Source organism: Pseudomonas imrae (assembly GCF_046352735.2).
Classification (GTDB): domain Bacteria; phylum Pseudomonadota; class Gammaproteobacteria; order Pseudomonadales; family Pseudomonadaceae; genus Aquipseudomonas; species Aquipseudomonas imrae.
In genome coordinates this window covers 4,735,037-4,752,040 of sequence record NZ_CP110853.2, presented here as the reverse complement: position 1 = coordinate 4,752,040, position 17,004 = coordinate 4,735,037, and the positions used below count along the sequence as shown (strand labels likewise).

General features: G+C 57.6%; 16 protein-coding genes and 2 pseudogenes. 6 read left to right on the top strand and 12 right to left on the bottom strand.

Translation table 11 applies throughout. The features are described from left to right. Positions 1-10: 10 nt before the first annotated feature. From OQ460_RS21600 to OQ460_RS21585, 4 genes are all read right to left on the bottom strand, one after another. Positions 11-898: a farnesyl diphosphate synthase gene (locus OQ460_RS21600; protein WP_410019356.1), complete on the bottom strand. Its 888-nt coding sequence runs from the start codon at positions 896-898 to the stop codon at positions 11-13. Then, positions 895-1,137, bottom strand: coding sequence for an exodeoxyribonuclease VII small subunit (locus tag OQ460_RS21595; RefSeq protein WP_410019355.1), 243 nt, complete (start codon positions 1,135-1,137; stop codon positions 895-897). The genes OQ460_RS21600 and OQ460_RS21595 overlap by 4 nt, the downstream gene beginning before the upstream one ends. Positions 1,138-1,324: 187 nt before the next feature. Next, a complete protein-coding gene (locus tag OQ460_RS21590) occupies positions 1,325-2,053 on the bottom strand; it encodes an SDR family oxidoreductase (RefSeq protein ID WP_410019354.1) in 729 nt (242 codons plus the stop codon). 200 nt (positions 2,054-2,253) lie between these two features. Beyond that, complete coding sequence (locus OQ460_RS21585; protein WP_410019353.1) at positions 2,254-3,252, bottom strand: LacI family DNA-binding transcriptional regulator; 999 nt, start codon at positions 3,250-3,252, stop codon at positions 2,254-2,256. 319 nt (positions 3,253-3,571) lie between these two features. On the opposite strand from OQ460_RS21585, the gene OQ460_RS21580 reads away from it, so the two are divergent. From OQ460_RS21580 to OQ460_RS21555, 6 genes are all read left to right on the top strand, one after another. After that, complete coding sequence (locus OQ460_RS21580; protein ID WP_410022083.1) at positions 3,572-4,435, top strand: ABC transporter substrate-binding protein; 864 nt, start codon at positions 3,572-3,574, stop codon at positions 4,433-4,435. Between the two features lie 74 nt (positions 4,436-4,509). Then, entirely contained in the window at positions 4,510-6,024 is a 1,515-nt protein-coding gene (locus OQ460_RS21575; protein ID WP_410019352.1) for a sugar ABC transporter ATP-binding protein, read from the top strand. Between the two features lie 31 nt (positions 6,025-6,055). Continuing rightward, the gene (locus tag OQ460_RS21570) at positions 6,056-6,994 is read left to right on the top strand and encodes an ABC transporter permease (RefSeq protein WP_410022082.1); all 939 of its coding nucleotides are present in this window, start codon (positions 6,056-6,058) and stop codon (positions 6,992-6,994) included. A gap of 104 nt (positions 6,995-7,098) precedes the next feature. Beyond that, complete coding sequence (locus OQ460_RS21565; protein WP_410019351.1) at positions 7,099-8,640, top strand: FGGY-family carbohydrate kinase; 1,542 nt, start codon at positions 7,099-7,101, stop codon at positions 8,638-8,640. Positions 8,641-8,686: 46 nt separating this feature from the next. Beyond that, entirely contained in the window at positions 8,687-9,655 is a 969-nt protein-coding gene (gene tal, locus OQ460_RS21560; protein WP_410019350.1) for a transaldolase, read from the top strand. Between the two features lie 53 nt (positions 9,656-9,708). Next, positions 9,709-10,440 carry an SDR family oxidoreductase gene (locus OQ460_RS21555; protein WP_410019349.1) on the top strand — a complete coding sequence of 244 codons (732 nt, stop codon included), beginning with the start codon at positions 9,709-9,711 and terminating at the stop codon, positions 10,438-10,440. A gap of 58 nt (positions 10,441-10,498) precedes the next feature. Here the strand turns inward: OQ460_RS21555 and ycaC are convergent, their stop codons facing one another. The 8 genes and pseudogenes from ycaC to OQ460_RS21515 all read right to left on the bottom strand — a co-directional run bounded on the left by ycaC (position 10,499) and on the right by OQ460_RS21515 (position 17,001). After that, a complete protein-coding gene (gene ycaC / locus OQ460_RS21550; RefSeq protein ID WP_410019348.1) occupies positions 10,499-11,131 on the bottom strand; it encodes an isochorismate family cysteine hydrolase YcaC in 633 nt (210 codons plus the stop codon). Between the two features lie 140 nt (positions 11,132-11,271). Then, complete coding sequence (locus OQ460_RS21545) at positions 11,272-11,670, bottom strand: MerR family transcriptional regulator (RefSeq protein WP_410019347.1); 399 nt, start codon at positions 11,668-11,670, stop codon at positions 11,272-11,274. Continuing rightward, positions 11,657-12,252: pseudogene (locus tag OQ460_RS21540) on the bottom strand (NAD(P)H-dependent oxidoreductase). Before OQ460_RS21540 ends, OQ460_RS21545 begins: the two are co-directional and overlap by 14 nt. A 122-nt stretch (positions 12,253-12,374) precedes the next feature. After that, complete coding sequence (locus tag OQ460_RS21535; RefSeq protein WP_410019346.1) at positions 12,375-13,292, bottom strand: restriction endonuclease; 918 nt, start codon at positions 13,290-13,292, stop codon at positions 12,375-12,377. A 369-nt stretch (positions 13,293-13,661) separates the two neighbouring features. Beyond that, positions 13,662-14,423, bottom strand: coding sequence for a S24 family peptidase (locus OQ460_RS21530; protein ID WP_410019345.1), 762 nt, complete (start codon positions 14,421-14,423; stop codon positions 13,662-13,664). 397 nt (positions 14,424-14,820) lie between these two features. Next, positions 14,821-15,423, bottom strand: a pseudogene (locus tag OQ460_RS21525) (IS110 family transposase); the annotation flags it as partial. 126 nt (positions 15,424-15,549) lie between these two features. Next, positions 15,550-16,077, bottom strand: a complete 528-nt coding sequence (ppa, locus tag OQ460_RS21520) for an inorganic diphosphatase (RefSeq protein WP_003176323.1) — start codon at positions 16,075-16,077, stop codon at positions 15,550-15,552. Between the two features lie 111 nt (positions 16,078-16,188). Further along, positions 16,189-17,001 carry a zinc-dependent peptidase gene (locus tag OQ460_RS21515; protein ID WP_410019344.1) on the bottom strand — a complete coding sequence of 271 codons (813 nt, stop codon included), beginning with the start codon at positions 16,999-17,001 and terminating at the stop codon, positions 16,189-16,191. Between the last annotated feature and the right edge of the window lie 3 nt (positions 17,002-17,004).

Genomic DNA, 17,004 nt, shown 5'->3' with positions numbered 1-17,004 from the left:
AGCGTCGCTGTCAGTGCCGGCGCTCGACGATATATCGCGCCAGGCCACGTAGCGGCTCGGCCGCCGCGTCGAAAGGTCGCAGGGCGTCAAGGGCCAGGTCGCGCAGTTCCAGGGCATAGGCCTTGGCGGCGACCAGGCCGAGCAGCGAAGGGTAGGTCGGCTTGTCGCGGGCAATATCGGCGCCCTGGCGTTTGCCCAGGGTCGCGGTATCGCTTTCAACGTCGAGAATGTCGTCCTGGACCTGGAACGCCAGGCCAATGGCGCGGGCGTAGGTCTGCAGGGCCGCCAGTTGCGCGGCTTCGGCACGCCCGCTGGCCAGGGCGCCGAGTTGCACGGCGGCTTCGATCAGCGCGCCGGTCTTGTGGCGGTGCATATATTCCAGGGCGCGCTGGTCAAGCTTGAGGCCGACCGAGCCCAAATCGATGGCCTGGCCGCCGACCATGCCGGCCGGGCCAGCGGCCATTGCCAGCACCGTAACCATGCGCAAGCGGATCTCGGCGCTGGCATCGCTCAAGCGCGGGTCGAGCAACGCGCTGAACGCCAGGCTCTGCAGACCGTCGCCGGCAAGAATCGCGCAGGCTTCATCAAAGGCTTTATGGGTAGTGGGCTGGCCGCGACGCAGATCGTCGTCGTCCATCGCCGGCAAGTCGTCATGCACCAGGGAATAAGCGTGAATCAACTCCACCGCACAGGCCGCGCCGTTGGCTTGCTCTGCTGCGGCGCCCAATGCCTCGCATGCGGCATAGGCAAGTAAAGGCCGTACGCGTTTGCCGCCGTTCATCACGCTGTAGCGCATGGCTTGATACAGACGCTGCAATTCGGGGCTAGGAGCAATAAACAATGGCTCCAGCGCTGCATTCACCCGTGCCTGGCTGCTGGCTTGATAGGCATCGATCATTCAGGTTGTTCCGCGTCGAAAGGTTCTTCGGCCAACTCCCCGTCACGCTCGAGCAATACCTGGACCTTCTGCTCGGCCTGCGCGAGCGCGCTCTGGCAATCGCGGGTCAGGCCGATGCCTTGCTCGAATGCCGTCAACGAGTCTTCCAGCGACAACTCGCCGTTCTCCAGACGCTCGACCAGGATTTGCAGGTCGGCGAGGGATTGTTCGAAATCGAGTGCAACTTTTTTGCGGGCCATGGCGGCTATTCCGGTTGACGGTAAACGGGCGCGACACTAGCAGATAGGGGGGGGAGGGGCAAATGAGGGTGTGAGTACGCTGGCAAGAAAGTGTCTATGGCTCGGCTGCTCGATGATTGACGTGAGTAAGCCGAACAATGGATTTGTTCGGCTTACTCTGCGGCCAATCCTGCACCTTGGTTTATGCCTACATATCGAAAGCGGAAGGCAGGACAATCATGTCCCGAATGGTCACATGACGCGGGCGGGTCAGTATGTACATCACGGCATCCGCGACTTCACACGGCTCAATCAGGCTGCCGCTCTCTTTGGCTTTTTTCAGGTTTTCTGCGGGCCAATCGGCAAGGAGGGCGCTGATAACCGGGCCGGGGGAGACCGCAGAGACGCGGATCCCCTGTTTATTGACTTGCCGGCGTACCGTTTGCACGAAGCAGTTGATAGCCCACTTGGACGCCGCGTAGACCGGTTCCCACGAAACCGGAAAATGGCCAGCGACCGAGCCGGTCACAATAATGTCGCCGGTCCCGCGCTCAATCATATGTGGCAACACATCGTGAACGTTCTTCATGACCGCATTGATGTTGAGATTCAACATGCGGTCAATGCCCGCCGAGTCGGCTTCAATCAGGTCGCCGCCGATATAGCTGCCGGCATTGGCGTAGAGGATATCGAGCTGCCCGGCTTTCTCCAGCACACCCGAAAGCAAGGTTGCGCAGCTCTGTGGATCCAGTAGATCAATGACCAACGGCATTGCTGCTTCGCCAAGACGCTCGCAGGCTGCTTTAAGCGCTGGTTCGTCCCGATCAATCAATACAACGCGAGCACCGGCGGCAATCATTGCTTCAACCGTTGCCAGACCAATACCCGATGCCGCGCCTGTTACTGCAGCCACTTTGCCTTCAAGTGCGTAAGCCATCAGTGCTCTCCTTTTGAATCTCGCCGATGAGATCATCTTGTTGTTGGAGTGATGTTGACGTTTACATTTTTCAGTCGAAAAAACGTCCACGCAAAGAATGTATAGAGCTGGTCCGATGAATGTCAACGTCTACATTTTTTCGCTGGCGCCTGGCTCTTGCGTCCAGTTTCGCCCAGGCGTCTTCCTGTTTCTGACTCGAATCAGCGCAGCAGTTTGCCTTTGACAGTCATGTCAGCCGAGCGATGGAGCGGGTTTTCGATCTTGTCCAGGAGCATGTTGACGGCGCTCAAGCCCAGCTCATAAGTGTTATGGCTGATGCAGGGGATAGGGTCGCCGAAGACGCCGGCATAGGGCACTTGGTCGATGCTGAAGAGTTCGATATCCGATCGGCTCAAGCCGTGCTGGCGCATGGCTTCGAGGGAGCCCAGGGTGATCAGTATGTTGAGCCCGAAGATCGCGTCGGGGCGCTTGCCGCTCTTGAGGTAGGCGTTTACCGCTTCTCTGGCGGGTGCCTGGGTGTAATCACCGTGCAGAACCTCCAGGGTCGTTGGTTCGCGGTTCTCATCCAGCGCACGCCGGATACCTTCGATTCGGGACAGGGTGATATTGGACCTTTGTGGCCCACCAACGACCAGGAAGCGCCGATGCCCTTGCGCCAGAAGCGCACGTGCGCCCTGATATCCGCTTTCCTGATTGTCCAGGTAGACCCCGGCAAAGGGCGCGCCAGCCAACTTTCGGTCGATCTGGACCACAGGAATATCAGCCATTTCCAGTTTTGGCAGGTACGCGGGGTGGTAATCATCGTCATCGGAAATCACCGACAAAATGATCCCGGCCACCTGATAGCTCAACAGCGTATCGACCGCCCGTGCCTCAAGCTCCGGCGACCCATCCGTGTCGAACAGCAGGAGCGAATAGTCCCTTTTCTTCGCTTCACGGGTGATTGCCTTGATGGTCTCGCCGTAAAAGGGGTTATCCAGGCTGGCGGTGATCAGGCCAAAGAGGCGGCTCTCGCGGCTTTTGAGATTGCGCGCAAAAGCGTTGGGCACGTAGTTAAGTTCACGTGCCACTTTCAAGATTTGCGCCAGCGTCTCTTTTTTCACTTTTTCTGGCTGATTGAGCGCACGGGAAACGGTCACGGTCGTCATATTGACGCGTCTGGCTATGTCCGTAATGGTGGCCTTGCCTGGTTTTGTCATAACGCTTCCTGTCGACGCTGGCGAGAGCCCTGTATCAGTTTGTTTTTCTTGGTCAGGGCCGCCCAAAACTGAATGTGCGGTTATTGTAAAGGCAAAATCGGTGTGCTAGCTTGAAATAAATGTACACGTTAACATTCTGTCCTGCATCGATTGAAAGCGGAGTATCGATTCCCCTTTCTGCCCAAGCGGGAAGTTGTCGCAGAGAAAAATGTTAACGTATACATTTGGTGCCTTATAAAAATAATCAAAGGTAAACGCCATGAATCCATTCAAGAAAAGCAACCTCGCTGGCCTCGTCGCAGGCATCTTCTGCAGCTCGATGTTCGCCGCCTCGGCACAGGCCGATGCGCTGAAAATCGGCATGTCTTTTCAAGAGCTGAACAACCCCTACTTTGTAACCATGAAGCAAGCACTGGAAGAGGCCGCGAAAACGCTCGGCGCTGAGGTGATCATCACCGACGCTCGCCATGATGTTTCAAAGCAGATCAGCGATGTCGAGGACATGATCCAGCGTGACATCGATATTTTGCTGCTCAACCCTACTGACTCCGTCGGCGTCCAGTCCGCAGTTGTTTCGGCACATGAGGCGGGAGTGGTGGTGATCGCTGTCGATGCCCAGGCACAGGGCCCGCTGGATTCGTTCGTCGGGTCCAAGAACTACGATGCTGGCTATCAGGCGTGCAAATACCTTGCAGAAAAAGTCGGTGGCAAAGGTGACATTGCAATTCTCGACGGCATTCCGGTCGTCCCGATCCTTGAGCGAGTGCGTGGCTGTGAAGCAGCGGTCAAGGAGTCCAAGGGGCTGACTATCGTGGCCAAGCAAAACGGCAAGCAGGAACGGGATACAGCACTCAGCGTGACCGAGAACATCCTGCAGGCCAACCCCGCGCTGGTGGGGATTTTCAGCGTCAATGACACCGGTGCCCTCGGCGCACTGACGGCGATTGAATCAAGCGGCCTGGACGTCAAGCTGGTGAGCGTCGACGGCGCTCCAGAAGCGATCAAGGCTATCCAGATGGCAGACTCCAAATTCCTCGCAACCTCTGCCCAGTACCCACGTGATCAGGTCCGGTTGGCCCTGGGTATTGCATTGGCCAGGCACTGGGGCGCGAATGTCCCGGCGTCCGTTCCCGTGGACGTCACTTTGATCGACAGGGCCAAGGCTGCCAGCTTCAGCTGGTAAGCGGTTTTCCGTTGGCTCCATGGGAACCCCGGGTTCCTGTGGAGCAGGTCTCTCGATCGTTGAGGTCATGCGTCATGTCCAGTCTCCTTGCACTTGATCACATTTCAAAAAGCTTTCCGGGTGTCAAAGCGCTGACCGATATCAGCTTCCAGCTTCGGGAAGGTGAAATTCATGCGCTGCTCGGTGAAAACGGCGCAGGCAAGTCGACCTTGATGAAGATCCTGTGCGGCATTTACGCGCCGGATGCCGGTTCGATCACCATTGATGGCCGGCCAATGCAGTTTCATAACTACCACGATGCGATCGGTGCCGGTGTCGGCATCATTTTCCAGGAATTCAGCCTGATTCCCTATCTCACGGCCACCGAGAACATCTTCCTTGGCCGGGAGCGCACCAACTGTTTCGGCATGCTCGACAAGCGCAGCATGGGCGAGCAAACGCTGGCGATTTTTCAGCGCCTGGGGGTGCGGATTGATCTGACAGTGCCTGTGGAAAACCTGAGTGTCGCCGAACAGCAGTTTGTGGAAATTGCCAAGGCGTTGTCCCTCAATGCCCGCATCTTGGTCCTCGATGAACCCACGGCAACCCTGACACCCGGTGAAGCGGATCATTTGTTCAGGATCATGCGCGAGCTGAAAGCCCAGGGCGTGGGGATGATTTTCATCTCCCATCACATGGATGAGATTTATGAGATCTGTGACCGCATCACCGTATTGCGTGATGGGTGCATGGTGGGGGAGTGCGAGGTCAGCACCACCGCAATCGATGATCTGGTAGAGATGATGGTCGGCCGTAAGATCGACCAGAACTTCCCGCGCAAATCGAGCCATGGCGACTGCCAGGAAGTCGTTATTGACGCGCGCGCAATTCAGCTGAACCCAAGTGCTCCAGTCAATAGCTTCAAGTTGTACAAAGGCGAAATTCTCGGCTTTGCCGGGCTGGTAGGTTCTGGCCGTACCGAGTTGGTCATGGGGTTGTTGGGAGCCAGGTCAGTCCATCATAAAGACGTGCTGGTCAATGGCCGGCCCGAATGCCTCAAGTCGCCAGCGGACGCACTTAATTGCGGGATCGGACTGCTCCCGGAAAGCCGCAAGACCGAGGGTTTGATCCTGCCCTTTTCGATCCGTGAAAACATCACCCTCAACAACCTCGGCAAACACTGCGGCAAATTCGGGCTCATCGATCGCGGCGACGAGGGCCGGGTCGTGGATGAGTTGATGCGCAAGGTGCGCGTCAAGGCCCCTGACCACAACTGCCCGGTAGGCAATCTCAGCGGTGGCAACCAGCAAAAAGTGGTGATCGCCCGCTGGCTCAATCATGAGTGCAAGGTCCTCATCTTCGACGAGCCCACACGCGGGATTGATGTCGGGGCCAAGGCCGAGATTTATCGTTTGATGCGCGCACTTACTGAGCTGGGTGTGTCGATCATCATGGTCTCTTCCGAGCTGCCGGAAGTCGTCGGCGTCAGTGATCGCGTTGCAGTGTTTCGCCAGGGCCGGATTGTCACCACGCTCTCGGGCGATGCGGTGAATTCCAACGAAATCATGCTGCATGCCACAGGAGGGAGCGTCGATGAGCAACGTCACTGAAACCAATGTTCAGAACCAGGAGCATTCGAAGATGAATGTGCAACTGAACAAGTGGCGCAAGTCACCTGTTTTTTACCCTTTGATCGGCTTCGTCGTGATTTTCGTCGCGATGGCCTTGGCCAATGACAACTTTCTCACCGCCAGCAACTTGAGCAACGTGCTGCGCCAGGTTTCGATCATCGCGATCATTGCCGTGGGAATGACGTGCGCAATCCTGACGGGCGGGATCGATCTTTCCGTGGGGCCGGTCATGGCGTTGTCGGGGACCCTGACGGCGGGCTTGATGGTCGCAGGCTTGCCGCCTGAGCTGGCCATATTGGCAGGCTTGGCCGTCGGCACCTTGTTCGGGGCCGGTAATGGTGTGTTTGTGGCGTACGCCAAGATGCCGCCAATCATCGTGACGTTGGCGACCATGGGCATCGCTCGAGGCCTTGCATTGATCTACACCGGCGGCTACCCCGTCTCCGGTCTGCCACAAGGCTTCTCCTTTTTGGGCCGGGGCGAAGTACTTGGCTTGCAGATACCGATTTTGGTGATGGCCGTGGTGTACATCCTGGCGTACGTGCTGCTGAACAAGACGCCCATTGGCCGCTACATCTATGCCATCGGTGGCAATGAAGAGGCGGCGCGTCTGAGTGGCGTGCGCGTGGCGCGTTACAAACTCCTGGTTTATATGCTCAGCGGGCTGACTGCCGCGATAGCGGGCATCGTTCTGACCTCGCGCTTGATGAGTGGGCAACCCAACGCAGGCGTCGGCTTCGAGCTGGATGCCATCGCCGCCGTAGTCTTGGGTGGCGCTGCCATTGCCGGTGGGCGCGGGGCAATCATTGGCACTCTGATTGGCGCCATGATGCTCGGCGTGCTCAACAACGGGCTCAATCTGATGGGTGTGTCGCCCTACATTCAGAACATCATCAAGGGCGCGATCATCCTGCTGGCAATCTATATCGGTCGCAGCCGCGGCAAGTAAATTTGCACGGCCATCCGTTGTCCCCGGTCGAGCTGCGCCCATACAGGGCGCAGCGCGGGAAGGTTTGGCTCAAAAACAAGGTCAGCACGGCGAGGAGCAGGATCATGAGTTACGTGATCGGAGTTGATATCGGTACCCAAAGCACCAAGGCGCTGTTGATGTCCACTCAGGGCGCCATCATCGCCCAGGCTTCGGTGAGCTACAAAGTCGAGCAGCCGCGCCCCCTCTGGGCGCAGCAGTGGCCCGACGTCTGGCTTGAGGCTGTGTATGCATCGGTGGCGGCGGCGGTCGCGCAAGGCCAGGTGCCGGCCAGCGAAATCAAGGCCATCTGTGTCAGCAGCTTGTACGGTGGCTCGGGTATCCCGGTCGACGCCGATATCAAGCCTCTGCACCCGTGCCTGATCTGGATGGACCGTAGGGCCAACAACGAGGTGGAGTGGGTACGCCAGCATGTCGATCTCGACCTGCTCAAGCAAATCAGCGGCAACGGTGTCGACAGTTACTACGGCTACACCAAGATGCTGTGGATCCAGCGCAACAGGCCAGAGGTCTGGGCCAGGACTCGCTATCTGCTGCCGCCCAACAGCTATGTGCAGTATCACCTCACCGGTGAATTGACCGTTGACCACAGTTCGGCCGGCAACATTGGCGGTGTCTACGATATCCAGGCACGCAGTTGGTCGGTACCGTTGCTCCAGGCGCTGGGCATTGCCCCTGATCTGATGCCGCAGCGTCTGGTGGAATCCAGTGACATCGTCGGCCATCTGCTGCCGGATGCAGCCCGGAGACTTGGGCTTGATCCTGGCACGCCTGTCGTCGCCGGCGGTGTCGACGCGGCAATGGCCACCCTCGCCGCTGGTGTCATTGAGCCTGGCAATCATGTGGCGATGATTGGCACCAGCATGTGCTGGGGCTATATCAACCAAAGTACCGATGCCGGCCATGGCCTGATCAGCATGCCCTACGTGCACAACGGCGCTAGAGACCTCTACATCTTTGGGGGGGCTATCACGGCTGGCGCCTCGGTCAGCTGGTTTCGCGACCAGTTCTGCGCCCAGGAAAAACAAGCAGCAGGCCTGCTGCAAGGGGTCGACGTTCACGAGCTGATGGAACTTGAGGCCGCAAAAACCCCGGCTGGAGCGCAGGCCCTGGTGTTCCTGCCATACCTGATGGGCGAGCGCAGCCCGGTCTGGGATGCGAAAGCGTCCGGTGCCTATGTCGGCCTGTCGTTATTCCATACCAAGGCCCACATGTACCGCGCAGTGCTCGAAGGTCTTGCCTTTGCCTTGCGCCACAACATGGAGTGTGGCCAGCAAGGCGCTGTGCGACTGGACCCTGAGCTGATCGTGGTCGGTGGCGCCGCCGCATCCGATCTGTGGATGCAAATCATCGCCGACGTCACCGGTTATCCGGTGCTGACGATCGAGCAGGAAGTCGAGGCGCCTTTGGGCGGCGCCATGTTGGCCGCGTTGGCCATCGGCGCAATCGACAACCTGGCACAAGTGCGCGACTGGCGAACCCTGCGCCCGCGTGCGCAACCTGATGCACGGAACAAGGCCACCTATGACCTGATGTTCGAGCAGTACTGCAACATCTACCAGGCGTTGAAACCCAGCATGCATGCGTTGGCCCAGCTCAGCCAGTAACCAGGGTTTTATTGGCCCACGTCCACACGAAAAACCGGGAGACACCATGTCCACTTTGCTTGCGCAACTGAGAACGCTGAGTACCGTAGTCGCCGACACGGGCGACCTCGATGCTATCCGCCGCTTCGCCCCCCAGGATGCCACCACCAACCCATCCTTGATTCTCAAGGCGGCGCAGTCTGGCCAGTACGACGCACTTGTCGAGCAAACCGTCGCGGCCGTAAAAGACCTTGAAGGTACGCTCGACGAGGCCATCGACGAAGCCAGTGATCGTCTGGTGGTGGCCATGGGTTGCCTGATTTTGCAGCACGTGCCGGGGCGCGTATCAACGGAGGTCAACGCGCGGCTGTCTTTCGACACGCAAGCCAGCCTCACCAAGGCGCGCAAGCTCGTATCGCTGTATCAGGCGTGCGGCATCGGTCGTGATCGAATCCTGATCAAACTGGCCGCTACCTGGGAGGGTATTCGCGCTGCGCAGGTGCTGGAGCGTGAAGGTATCCAGTGCAACCTGACGTTGATCTTCAGCTTCGCCCAGGCGCGTGCCTGTGCAGAGGCCGGGGTGTTTCTGATCTCGCCTTTTGTCGGCCGTATTCTGGACTGGCACCGCAAAGCCAATCCTGAAATTGACTACCCAGCGGCGCTTGAACCCGGCGTACTGCAGGTTCAGGAAATTCATCGTTATTACCGTAGGCACAATTATCCGACGGTGGTCATGGGCGCCAGCTTTCGCAACAGCGGTGAAATCCTCGCCCTGGCCGGTTGTGACCGCCTGACCATCAGCCCCGGGTTGCTTGAACAATTGGCCGTTAGCGAAGGTGTCCTGACGCACAGCATGGTCGAGTCCCTGGAGCGAGCAGAGCGGCCTGAGCCGCTGACCGAAAGCCAGTTTCGCTGGCAGCTTAACGACGACGCGATGGCCACGGAAAAATTGGCCGAAGGTATCCGAGGCTTTGATGCCGACCAGTGCAAGCTTGAGGCCCTGCTGCGCGAGAAGCTTGAGCGGAGCGCGTCATGAACAATTACGACGCGTCAACGCTGTAAGTCGCCCACCCGTACAGGAACGATGAAATGTTCAGCGATCTCAAAAATAAAGTAATCCTGGTCACCGGAGCCAGCAGCGGTATTGGTCGATACTGCGTGCGAGAACTGTGCGTGGAAGGCGCCCACGTAGTGGCTGTCGGCCGCAATGCCGAGCAGTTGCGCCTACTGCGTGAAGAAACGGCCTGCGACATTATCATCGCGGATCTGGAGCAGCAGGCAGGCCTGGACAAGGTCGACAGCGAACTACGGGAAGTAGACGGGCTGATCAACTGCGCAGGACTCGCGCTGCTGGATCCGCTCACTGACATGATGGGTGCAGACTTCGACAGAATGATGGCGGTCAACGCCCGCGCGACGGCCTTGGTGAGCCAGCTCGTGGCCCGTCGGATGATCCAGCAGGGCCGCGGCGGGTCGATTGTGAATGTGTCCAGCCAGGCAGCATTGGCTTCGCTTCATGACCACCTTGGATACTCGGCCTCAAAAGCTGCCATGGATGCGATGACGCGGGTCATGTGCGCTGAACTCGGGCCCTTTGCGATCAGGGTGAACAGCGTGAACCCAACCGTAACCCTGACACCTATGTCAAAAGTAGGCTGGAGTGACCCGGACAAGGCGCAACGAATGATCGACCGGATCCCCCTGGGACGATTCGCCGAACCGGAGGAGGTTGTATGGCCGATCCTGTTTTTACTCAGCAAGGCGTCATCCATGGTTTCTGGAGTCGTACTGCCGATTGATGGAGGTTTCACGGCTGGTTGAGCGGCATGAACGACAAAAAGCCTGCGTTCAAGGCAGGCTTTTCATCAAGGAGACAGGCTTAGTTCTGACGCGCGGTCAGTGCCGAGTAGCCATTCATCAAGTTGCGGTAGTTGGGGATGCGCTGGGACAACAGATTGCCCAGGCCTTCGATATCGTTACGCCAGTCGCGGTGCAGCTCACAGGCCACCGAGAACCAGTTCATCATCTGCGCGCCCGCCTGCGTCATACGGCTCCAGGCCGCCTGCTGTACCGTGGTGTTGAAGGTGCCGGAAGCATCGGTCACCACGAACACTTCAAACCCTTCCGCCAGCGCCGACAGGGTCGGGAACGCTACGCACACATCGGTCACCACACCGGCAATGATGATCTGCTTGCGCCCGGTGGCTTTGATCGCCTTGACGAAGTCTTCGTTATCCCAGGCGTTGATCTGGCCAGGGCGAGCGATATACGGCGCATCCGGGAACATTTCCTGCAACTCCGGAACCAATGGACCGTTGGGCCCTTGCTCGAAACTGGTGGTGAGGATGGTCGGCAGTTCGAAGAACTTGGCCAGGTCGGCCAGTGCCAGCACGTTGTTCTTGAACTCGTTGGGCGAGAAGTCCTGAACCAGGGAAATCAGGCCGGTCTGGTGGTCGACCAGCAGCACAATGGCGTCGTCTTTGTTCAAGCGGTTGTAGGTTGCAGTGCTCATGGTTGAATCCTTTTTTGTTTAGGTTGGTAGGACGTTGCGTTCAACATGAGCACAGATTAATGGGCGGCCTCTGCGGGATAAATGGGCTGAAATGCGTAATATAGTCAACCTGAAAGAGACAATTCCGCGAGCCTGTAGCTTCAGGATTTGCCTGCAGCCCCTGCGTCGAGCAGCCGCTCGAACGAGCATTGGCCCTGAGCCTCTTCCAGGCTGGATTCAAACGCAACCAGCCCAGAATGCACAGCCTGCAGTGCTTCTATCTGCGTCACCAGCGCGTGTTTTTTCTGCGCAATCGCCTGACTTGCCCGCTGCCACGGCAACTCATCGCCCCGGTACCCGTGCAAAATTCCCTGCAACTCCTTGAGCTTGAACCCCAACTGCTGCGCGCACTTGATAAACGTCAGCAGCTCAACACTTTGTGCCGAATAAACCCGATACCGGCCCTCTCGCTGAGGCGCTGGCAACAGGCCGATTTCTTCGTAATGACGAATTGCCTTGATCGTTGTGCCCGATAGCTGGGCGGCTTTACCGATGTACATGCATATCCTTGTCTAAAAGAGCGTGCCCACTGTTTTCAACCACTTGTCGCGCTGCGCTGCGCTGGATCCCAATACCGGCCCGAACATCAACGTCTTGATCGGCTTGACCCCACAAAACTCAAGAGTGGTCTTGCGCACCTGATGCACCGCGGGCATGCGGTAAAACCAACGGTAATACCACGGCGGTGTATCCAGAACCACCAGCAAATGCGCGGTTCGACCCAGCAGGAGCTTGTCAGGAAATGCCTTTCCTTTGCGGTATTTAAAGGCAAAGTCGGGAAGGAAAATTCGGTCGAAAAAACCCTTCATCAACGCCGGAACGCCACCCCACCAGACAGGGAAAACAAATGTCAGATGCGTAGCCCACAGAATGTCGGATTGCGCGCTGAGCAAGTCGGGTTCCAGGGGTTGGTGCTGTGTGTAGCCGTGGCGCAGAACGGGGTCGAAAGCCAGATCACCCAAACGCAGAACGCGAACGTCATGACCGGCGCGATTGGCGCTGGTGACGCAGGCTTCGGCGAGGGCGGCGCAGAGGCTGGTGCTGGAAGGATGGCCGAGGATGACAAGGATACGTTGGCGCATGGGGGAGGGGCCTGAAAAGAGGGTTTCAGGGTGGGGGGTGACCTTAGGGGGAGAGTCAAGGGAGGAATCCCCCCCAGTCGATTTGTCAGGGCCTCCGCCCAAATATTGTGAGGTGGTCCTCACTAATCCTCAAAATAATCGCGGTCCAGCGCCGGTAACTTCAATAGTTGCGATGTAACGCCCACCTCGTGATCCATCATTAAATTGACCAGTCGGTGACCATCCACCAGCACAATGCCCTCCACAGATTTGGAAAATTCGATGGCATGGGCGGTGAAGCCGGAGGTCGTAATGAACACTCCGCGTTTGGCTTTTTGCCCCGCCAGTGCCCCATAAAATGCCTGCAACTCAGGCCGGCCCACAGTGTTCTGCCAACGTTTAGCTTGAACATAAACCTTCTCAAGACCCAGCATGTCGAGAGAGATCACGCCATCAATACCGGCGTCGCCCGAGCCACCGACACGCTGTAGGTCATCCCGACTCGTGCCATAACCCAAGCGATGGAGGACATCCAAAACAATCACTTCAAATCGGGTTGGTGTAACTTGTAGTAGGTTATCCAGAAGATCAACAGCTGTCGCCTCTCGAAGCTCCTGCAGAGCTTGCGCCAAGCGATCATCAGGGCTGGCAGTGGCTGATGTTAGATCTGTACTAACGTGTGGAAAGTTATCTAGCGGTGAAGCATCAGGTGCAGGCTTGAGCTTCACATTCATGTAACTGATAGCTAGCCGTTTCACCTCTGCATCTGGTAGTGGCGCGGGATTCTGTTCGGAGTAGGTCATACCTGCGTCTGTCAATTCCCAATATCCACGCTTCGCACTGCTGGAAAACCCTGCGCGCTTGAGCCTGTCGTGAGCCCAGCCAGCCCGATTTCTATAGATAGCTTGCCCGCTGGCGATCAATTCCGAGCGTTGATCATCGCTCAGATGCAACGCTGCTGCCGCTGCTTCTTGAGCGTCTCGTGCGCGGGCGCCCGCCGGTTGTTTGGCCAGAAAACGCAAAATGGGTTCGATAAACTGATCGTAAGTTGGAACGGGCATGGATGCTTTCCTTTAGCGGCCATTTGGAAAAGATAGTGATGGCAGTAACTTTGGGAGGGAGCATTGGCTATTGTGATGGGTTTCGCAACTGCGGTGAGGTGGTGGTAGGTCGCCGATACTGGGTGGAGGGTTACCCGTTGGATTTGGGCGCTATTTGTTGCGGCGTTAAAAAGCCGGCTTGTGGCCGGCTTCTCGGGGACTTGCTCAGCTTATTTTTGGTAAGCCTCACCAGCCTTCAATCGTTCACCCAGGCTTTCGCCTGGTTGATTAGTGGGGCATCGGCGGGAACTCCTCCGCGTTGCCGGGCAGGGTGGTTCGGCGTTGCGCCGTCCCCTGCCAAATGTGCGGCGCATGATACCGATGTTCGTCTCAGTTTCCCACCTCCGGATCTGATTTAGAGCTGTCCCAGCCCAGTAAGTGGTCATCCAGCGGGACTGGTGGGCGGCGGTTGTTGAGGGTGGACCACCAGAATACCCAGCCGAGGATCTGCAGGTTTTGCTCGAAGCGTTGTTCGTATGTCAGGAGTTCGTCGGGATGTTCGCTGCTGTTATGGCTGCGCAGGCGCAAGCCTCCGCCGGGACGGTTGTAGAGGTATTTGATGCGCAGCATGCCGTCGTGTTCGAGGGCGTAGATCTCGCCGTCGATGACTTGGGTGCGGCCGCGGTCGATGGCCAGGGTGGCGCCGTCCTGGATGATGTCGATCATGCTGTTACCGACCATGTAGGCACCGAGGGCGCGTTCAGGGGCGACGTTGAGGGTTTCCAGGGTTTGCAGTGACAGGCGAATGTTGGGTTGTGAGGTGAACGAAGTATGAAGGGGGATTTCTACGTCGATTTTTGGGCCGGCCAGATAGTTGCCGCTGTCTTCGCGGCTGATCGGGCTTGTGCTGCCCGAGTTCTGGGCTTCTATTTGGAAGTTTGCGGGTGGATGTTTGGGGCCTTCGCCGCTGCGCAGCCAGCGGCTGTTGACGCACAGTAGTTCTGCGATTTCGTTGAGTCGGGCCATGGGTACACCGCGCTTGAACCAATTGTTCACGTGCTGGGGCGTGACGTTGCGGTTCTTGGCGAAGTCGGAAGCGGAAAGATTAACTTCCCGAAGTAATACTCTTAAACGATCACCTGATGTATTCATAAACGCAGAGTTTACTGGCCGGAAAAATAGAACAAATAAACGATGCGTTGAGTCGGTGTATGTAGGTGTTTCCTTATTGAGGGGCGGGTCCTGATGATCTTTTTGTTGGTTAAACGTTGGTGCGTGTTTTGTTTATTTTTTGAACTAAGCGTTTATGTTTTTCCCGCAAAAATCTATGGTCCCACCCCATCTTTGCAATACTGATTAACGGGTGGTGTGGTTGGCTTGCTTAAATCTATCCGGCGTCTGTTTGGGGCATGCCCCAGCACCACGATGAGAGTCGCGCCTGGCGATCCTTAAAAGCCCATCGGCTTCTGAAGCCGATTTTTGTGTCAGGATCTTCGCCTGGCCGGTGTGCCGTTCACATCATCTGTTGTTCAGCTATCGCCCAAGCGATACGCGTCAGCTCTTTGTCCAACTGTTTGATTTGTTCATCCAAATAGACGAAGTGATCGTGCAGGCGCTGTAACAATACCGTCAGACGAACGGGAAGCTCATGCTCAGCCAAAACAACCGCCAGACGCTTCATGATGGCCAAGTCTTTGGGCAAGCTGACGCCAAACTTCAGTAGGAAACCGTGCATCTGATTAGCGGTTTTGGTGCGCTCATGCACCAACGACTCGTGCATCCGGTACAGCACAGACAGGGTTTGCAGGGGGGCAGTTTTAGGTGTAACGAAGCGCATCGATGGGCGTGAAGCGGCTTCGAAAGTCGCTTCAGCATCGACGGAATTATTTTTGTTGCCCTTGACGAAGAGCTTAACGAACTGTGGAGAAATCAGCTTTGCGACATGTCCCATTGCCGCCAACTGACGAGCAACATAGTGCGGCCCGGCACAGGCTTCCATCACCACGTCACGGCTCGGTAAGTTGCCGAAAAACTGCATCATCTGCGCCCGTGAGCATTTTTTGCGAAACACCTCGCAGCCCGACTTATCCTGGCTGTGCAGGTGGAAAGTATGTTTGCCGAGATCGATACCGATCAGTGTTGGCTCACTCATGATGATGGTCTGCGAAAACAAAACACCCTGCGAAAGCGTAGCCCTCGCAGGGTGTGGGGGTGACCATCTCATTAGCCCCGAGTGATCGGGGCTTTTTTGGGTTGCCGAAGCAATCGGGCGCGGTTATCAGCCTTTGTAGGCTGCTACCGACTTCATGATCTCGGCGCGGGCGGCGTCTGCGTTGCCCCAACCGTCGATCTTCACCCATTTGCCTTTTTCGAGGTCTTTGTAGTTCTCGAAGAAGTGCTTGATCTGTTCCAGCAGCAGTGGCGGCAGGTCGGTGTATTCTTTCACGTCGACATACAGCTGGGACAACTTGTCGTGTGGAACTGCGATGACTTTGGCATCGCCGCCGCCGTCGTCGGTCATGTTCAGGATGCCAACTGGGCGGGCGCGGATGACCGAGCCTGGGGTGACCGGGTAAGGGGTCACGACCAGCACGTCGAGGGGATCACCGTCGTCGGCCAGGGTGTTGGGGATGAAACCGTAGTTGGCCGGGTAGAACATCGGGGTGGCCATGAAACGGTCAACGAACAGGCAGTCGCTGTCTTTGTCGATTTCGTATTTGATCGGCGCGTGGTTGGCCGGAATCTCGATGGCGACGTAGATGTCGTTCGGCAGGTCTTTGCCAGCCGGAATCTTGCTGTAGCTCATTGGGCGTTGCCCCCGTAGTTGGCCAAAAAATTTGGCCGGATTGGCCTAAAAGTGGCGGCGATTATAGGCATATTCCTGCGTCGATGCCACGCGCCAGACGTCGTACGGTCGTTAGCCTTCAGTCTGATAGCGTGGGTCGCTGGCCTGCAGCTGCAGGAGGCGCGCCTGAGGGTCCTGGCGATAGAACAGGCTCAGTTGCCGATACACCTGTGGATAAGTAGCGGCCAGCAAGTCCGGTGCGCTGAAGAAATATTCGCTGGTGACGGCGAAGAATTCGGCGGGGTTTTCCGCGGCGTACGGATCGATGGCTGTTTCGGTATCGGGGTTGTGGTCGAGCTGCCGGTTTAGGTCGTCGAAGGCGCTCTGCATCTCGTGTGCCCAGGTCTTTACATCCATGTTGCCATGCAGTGGAGGCAGGCCGTTGGCGTCGCCGTTGAGCATGTCGAGTTTGTGCGCCAATTCGTGGATGACCAGGTTGTAGCCTTCCCAATTACCACTGGCCAGCACGCCAGGCCAGGCAAGGATGACCGGGCCTTGTTGCCAGGCCTCGCCGCTGTGTTCTCCGTCCCATTCATGCTCCACGCCGCTGGCGTCGCGATGGCGCTGGGGGCTGAGGAAGTCGTCGGGGTACAGGACAATTTCATGGAAGCCCTGATACCACTCCAGGTCGCCGAGGTTCATCAGCGGCAGTTGTGACTGGGCGGCAAGGAGCAGGCGTTGCTCCTGATGCAAGTCGACGCCGGGTAGGGCGGTAAGGTGTTTTTCGGCGAGGAACAGTACGCAGGCTTCACGCAGCCACTGATCCTGTTCGGCGGTGATGCCGTCGAGAAAGGTCAGGTGACGGCGCACCCGTTGCCAGGTGTCATCGGCAACCGGGTGCTTGGCCAGGATGCGCCGACGACGCCAGGCGCTGAGGGACCACATCGC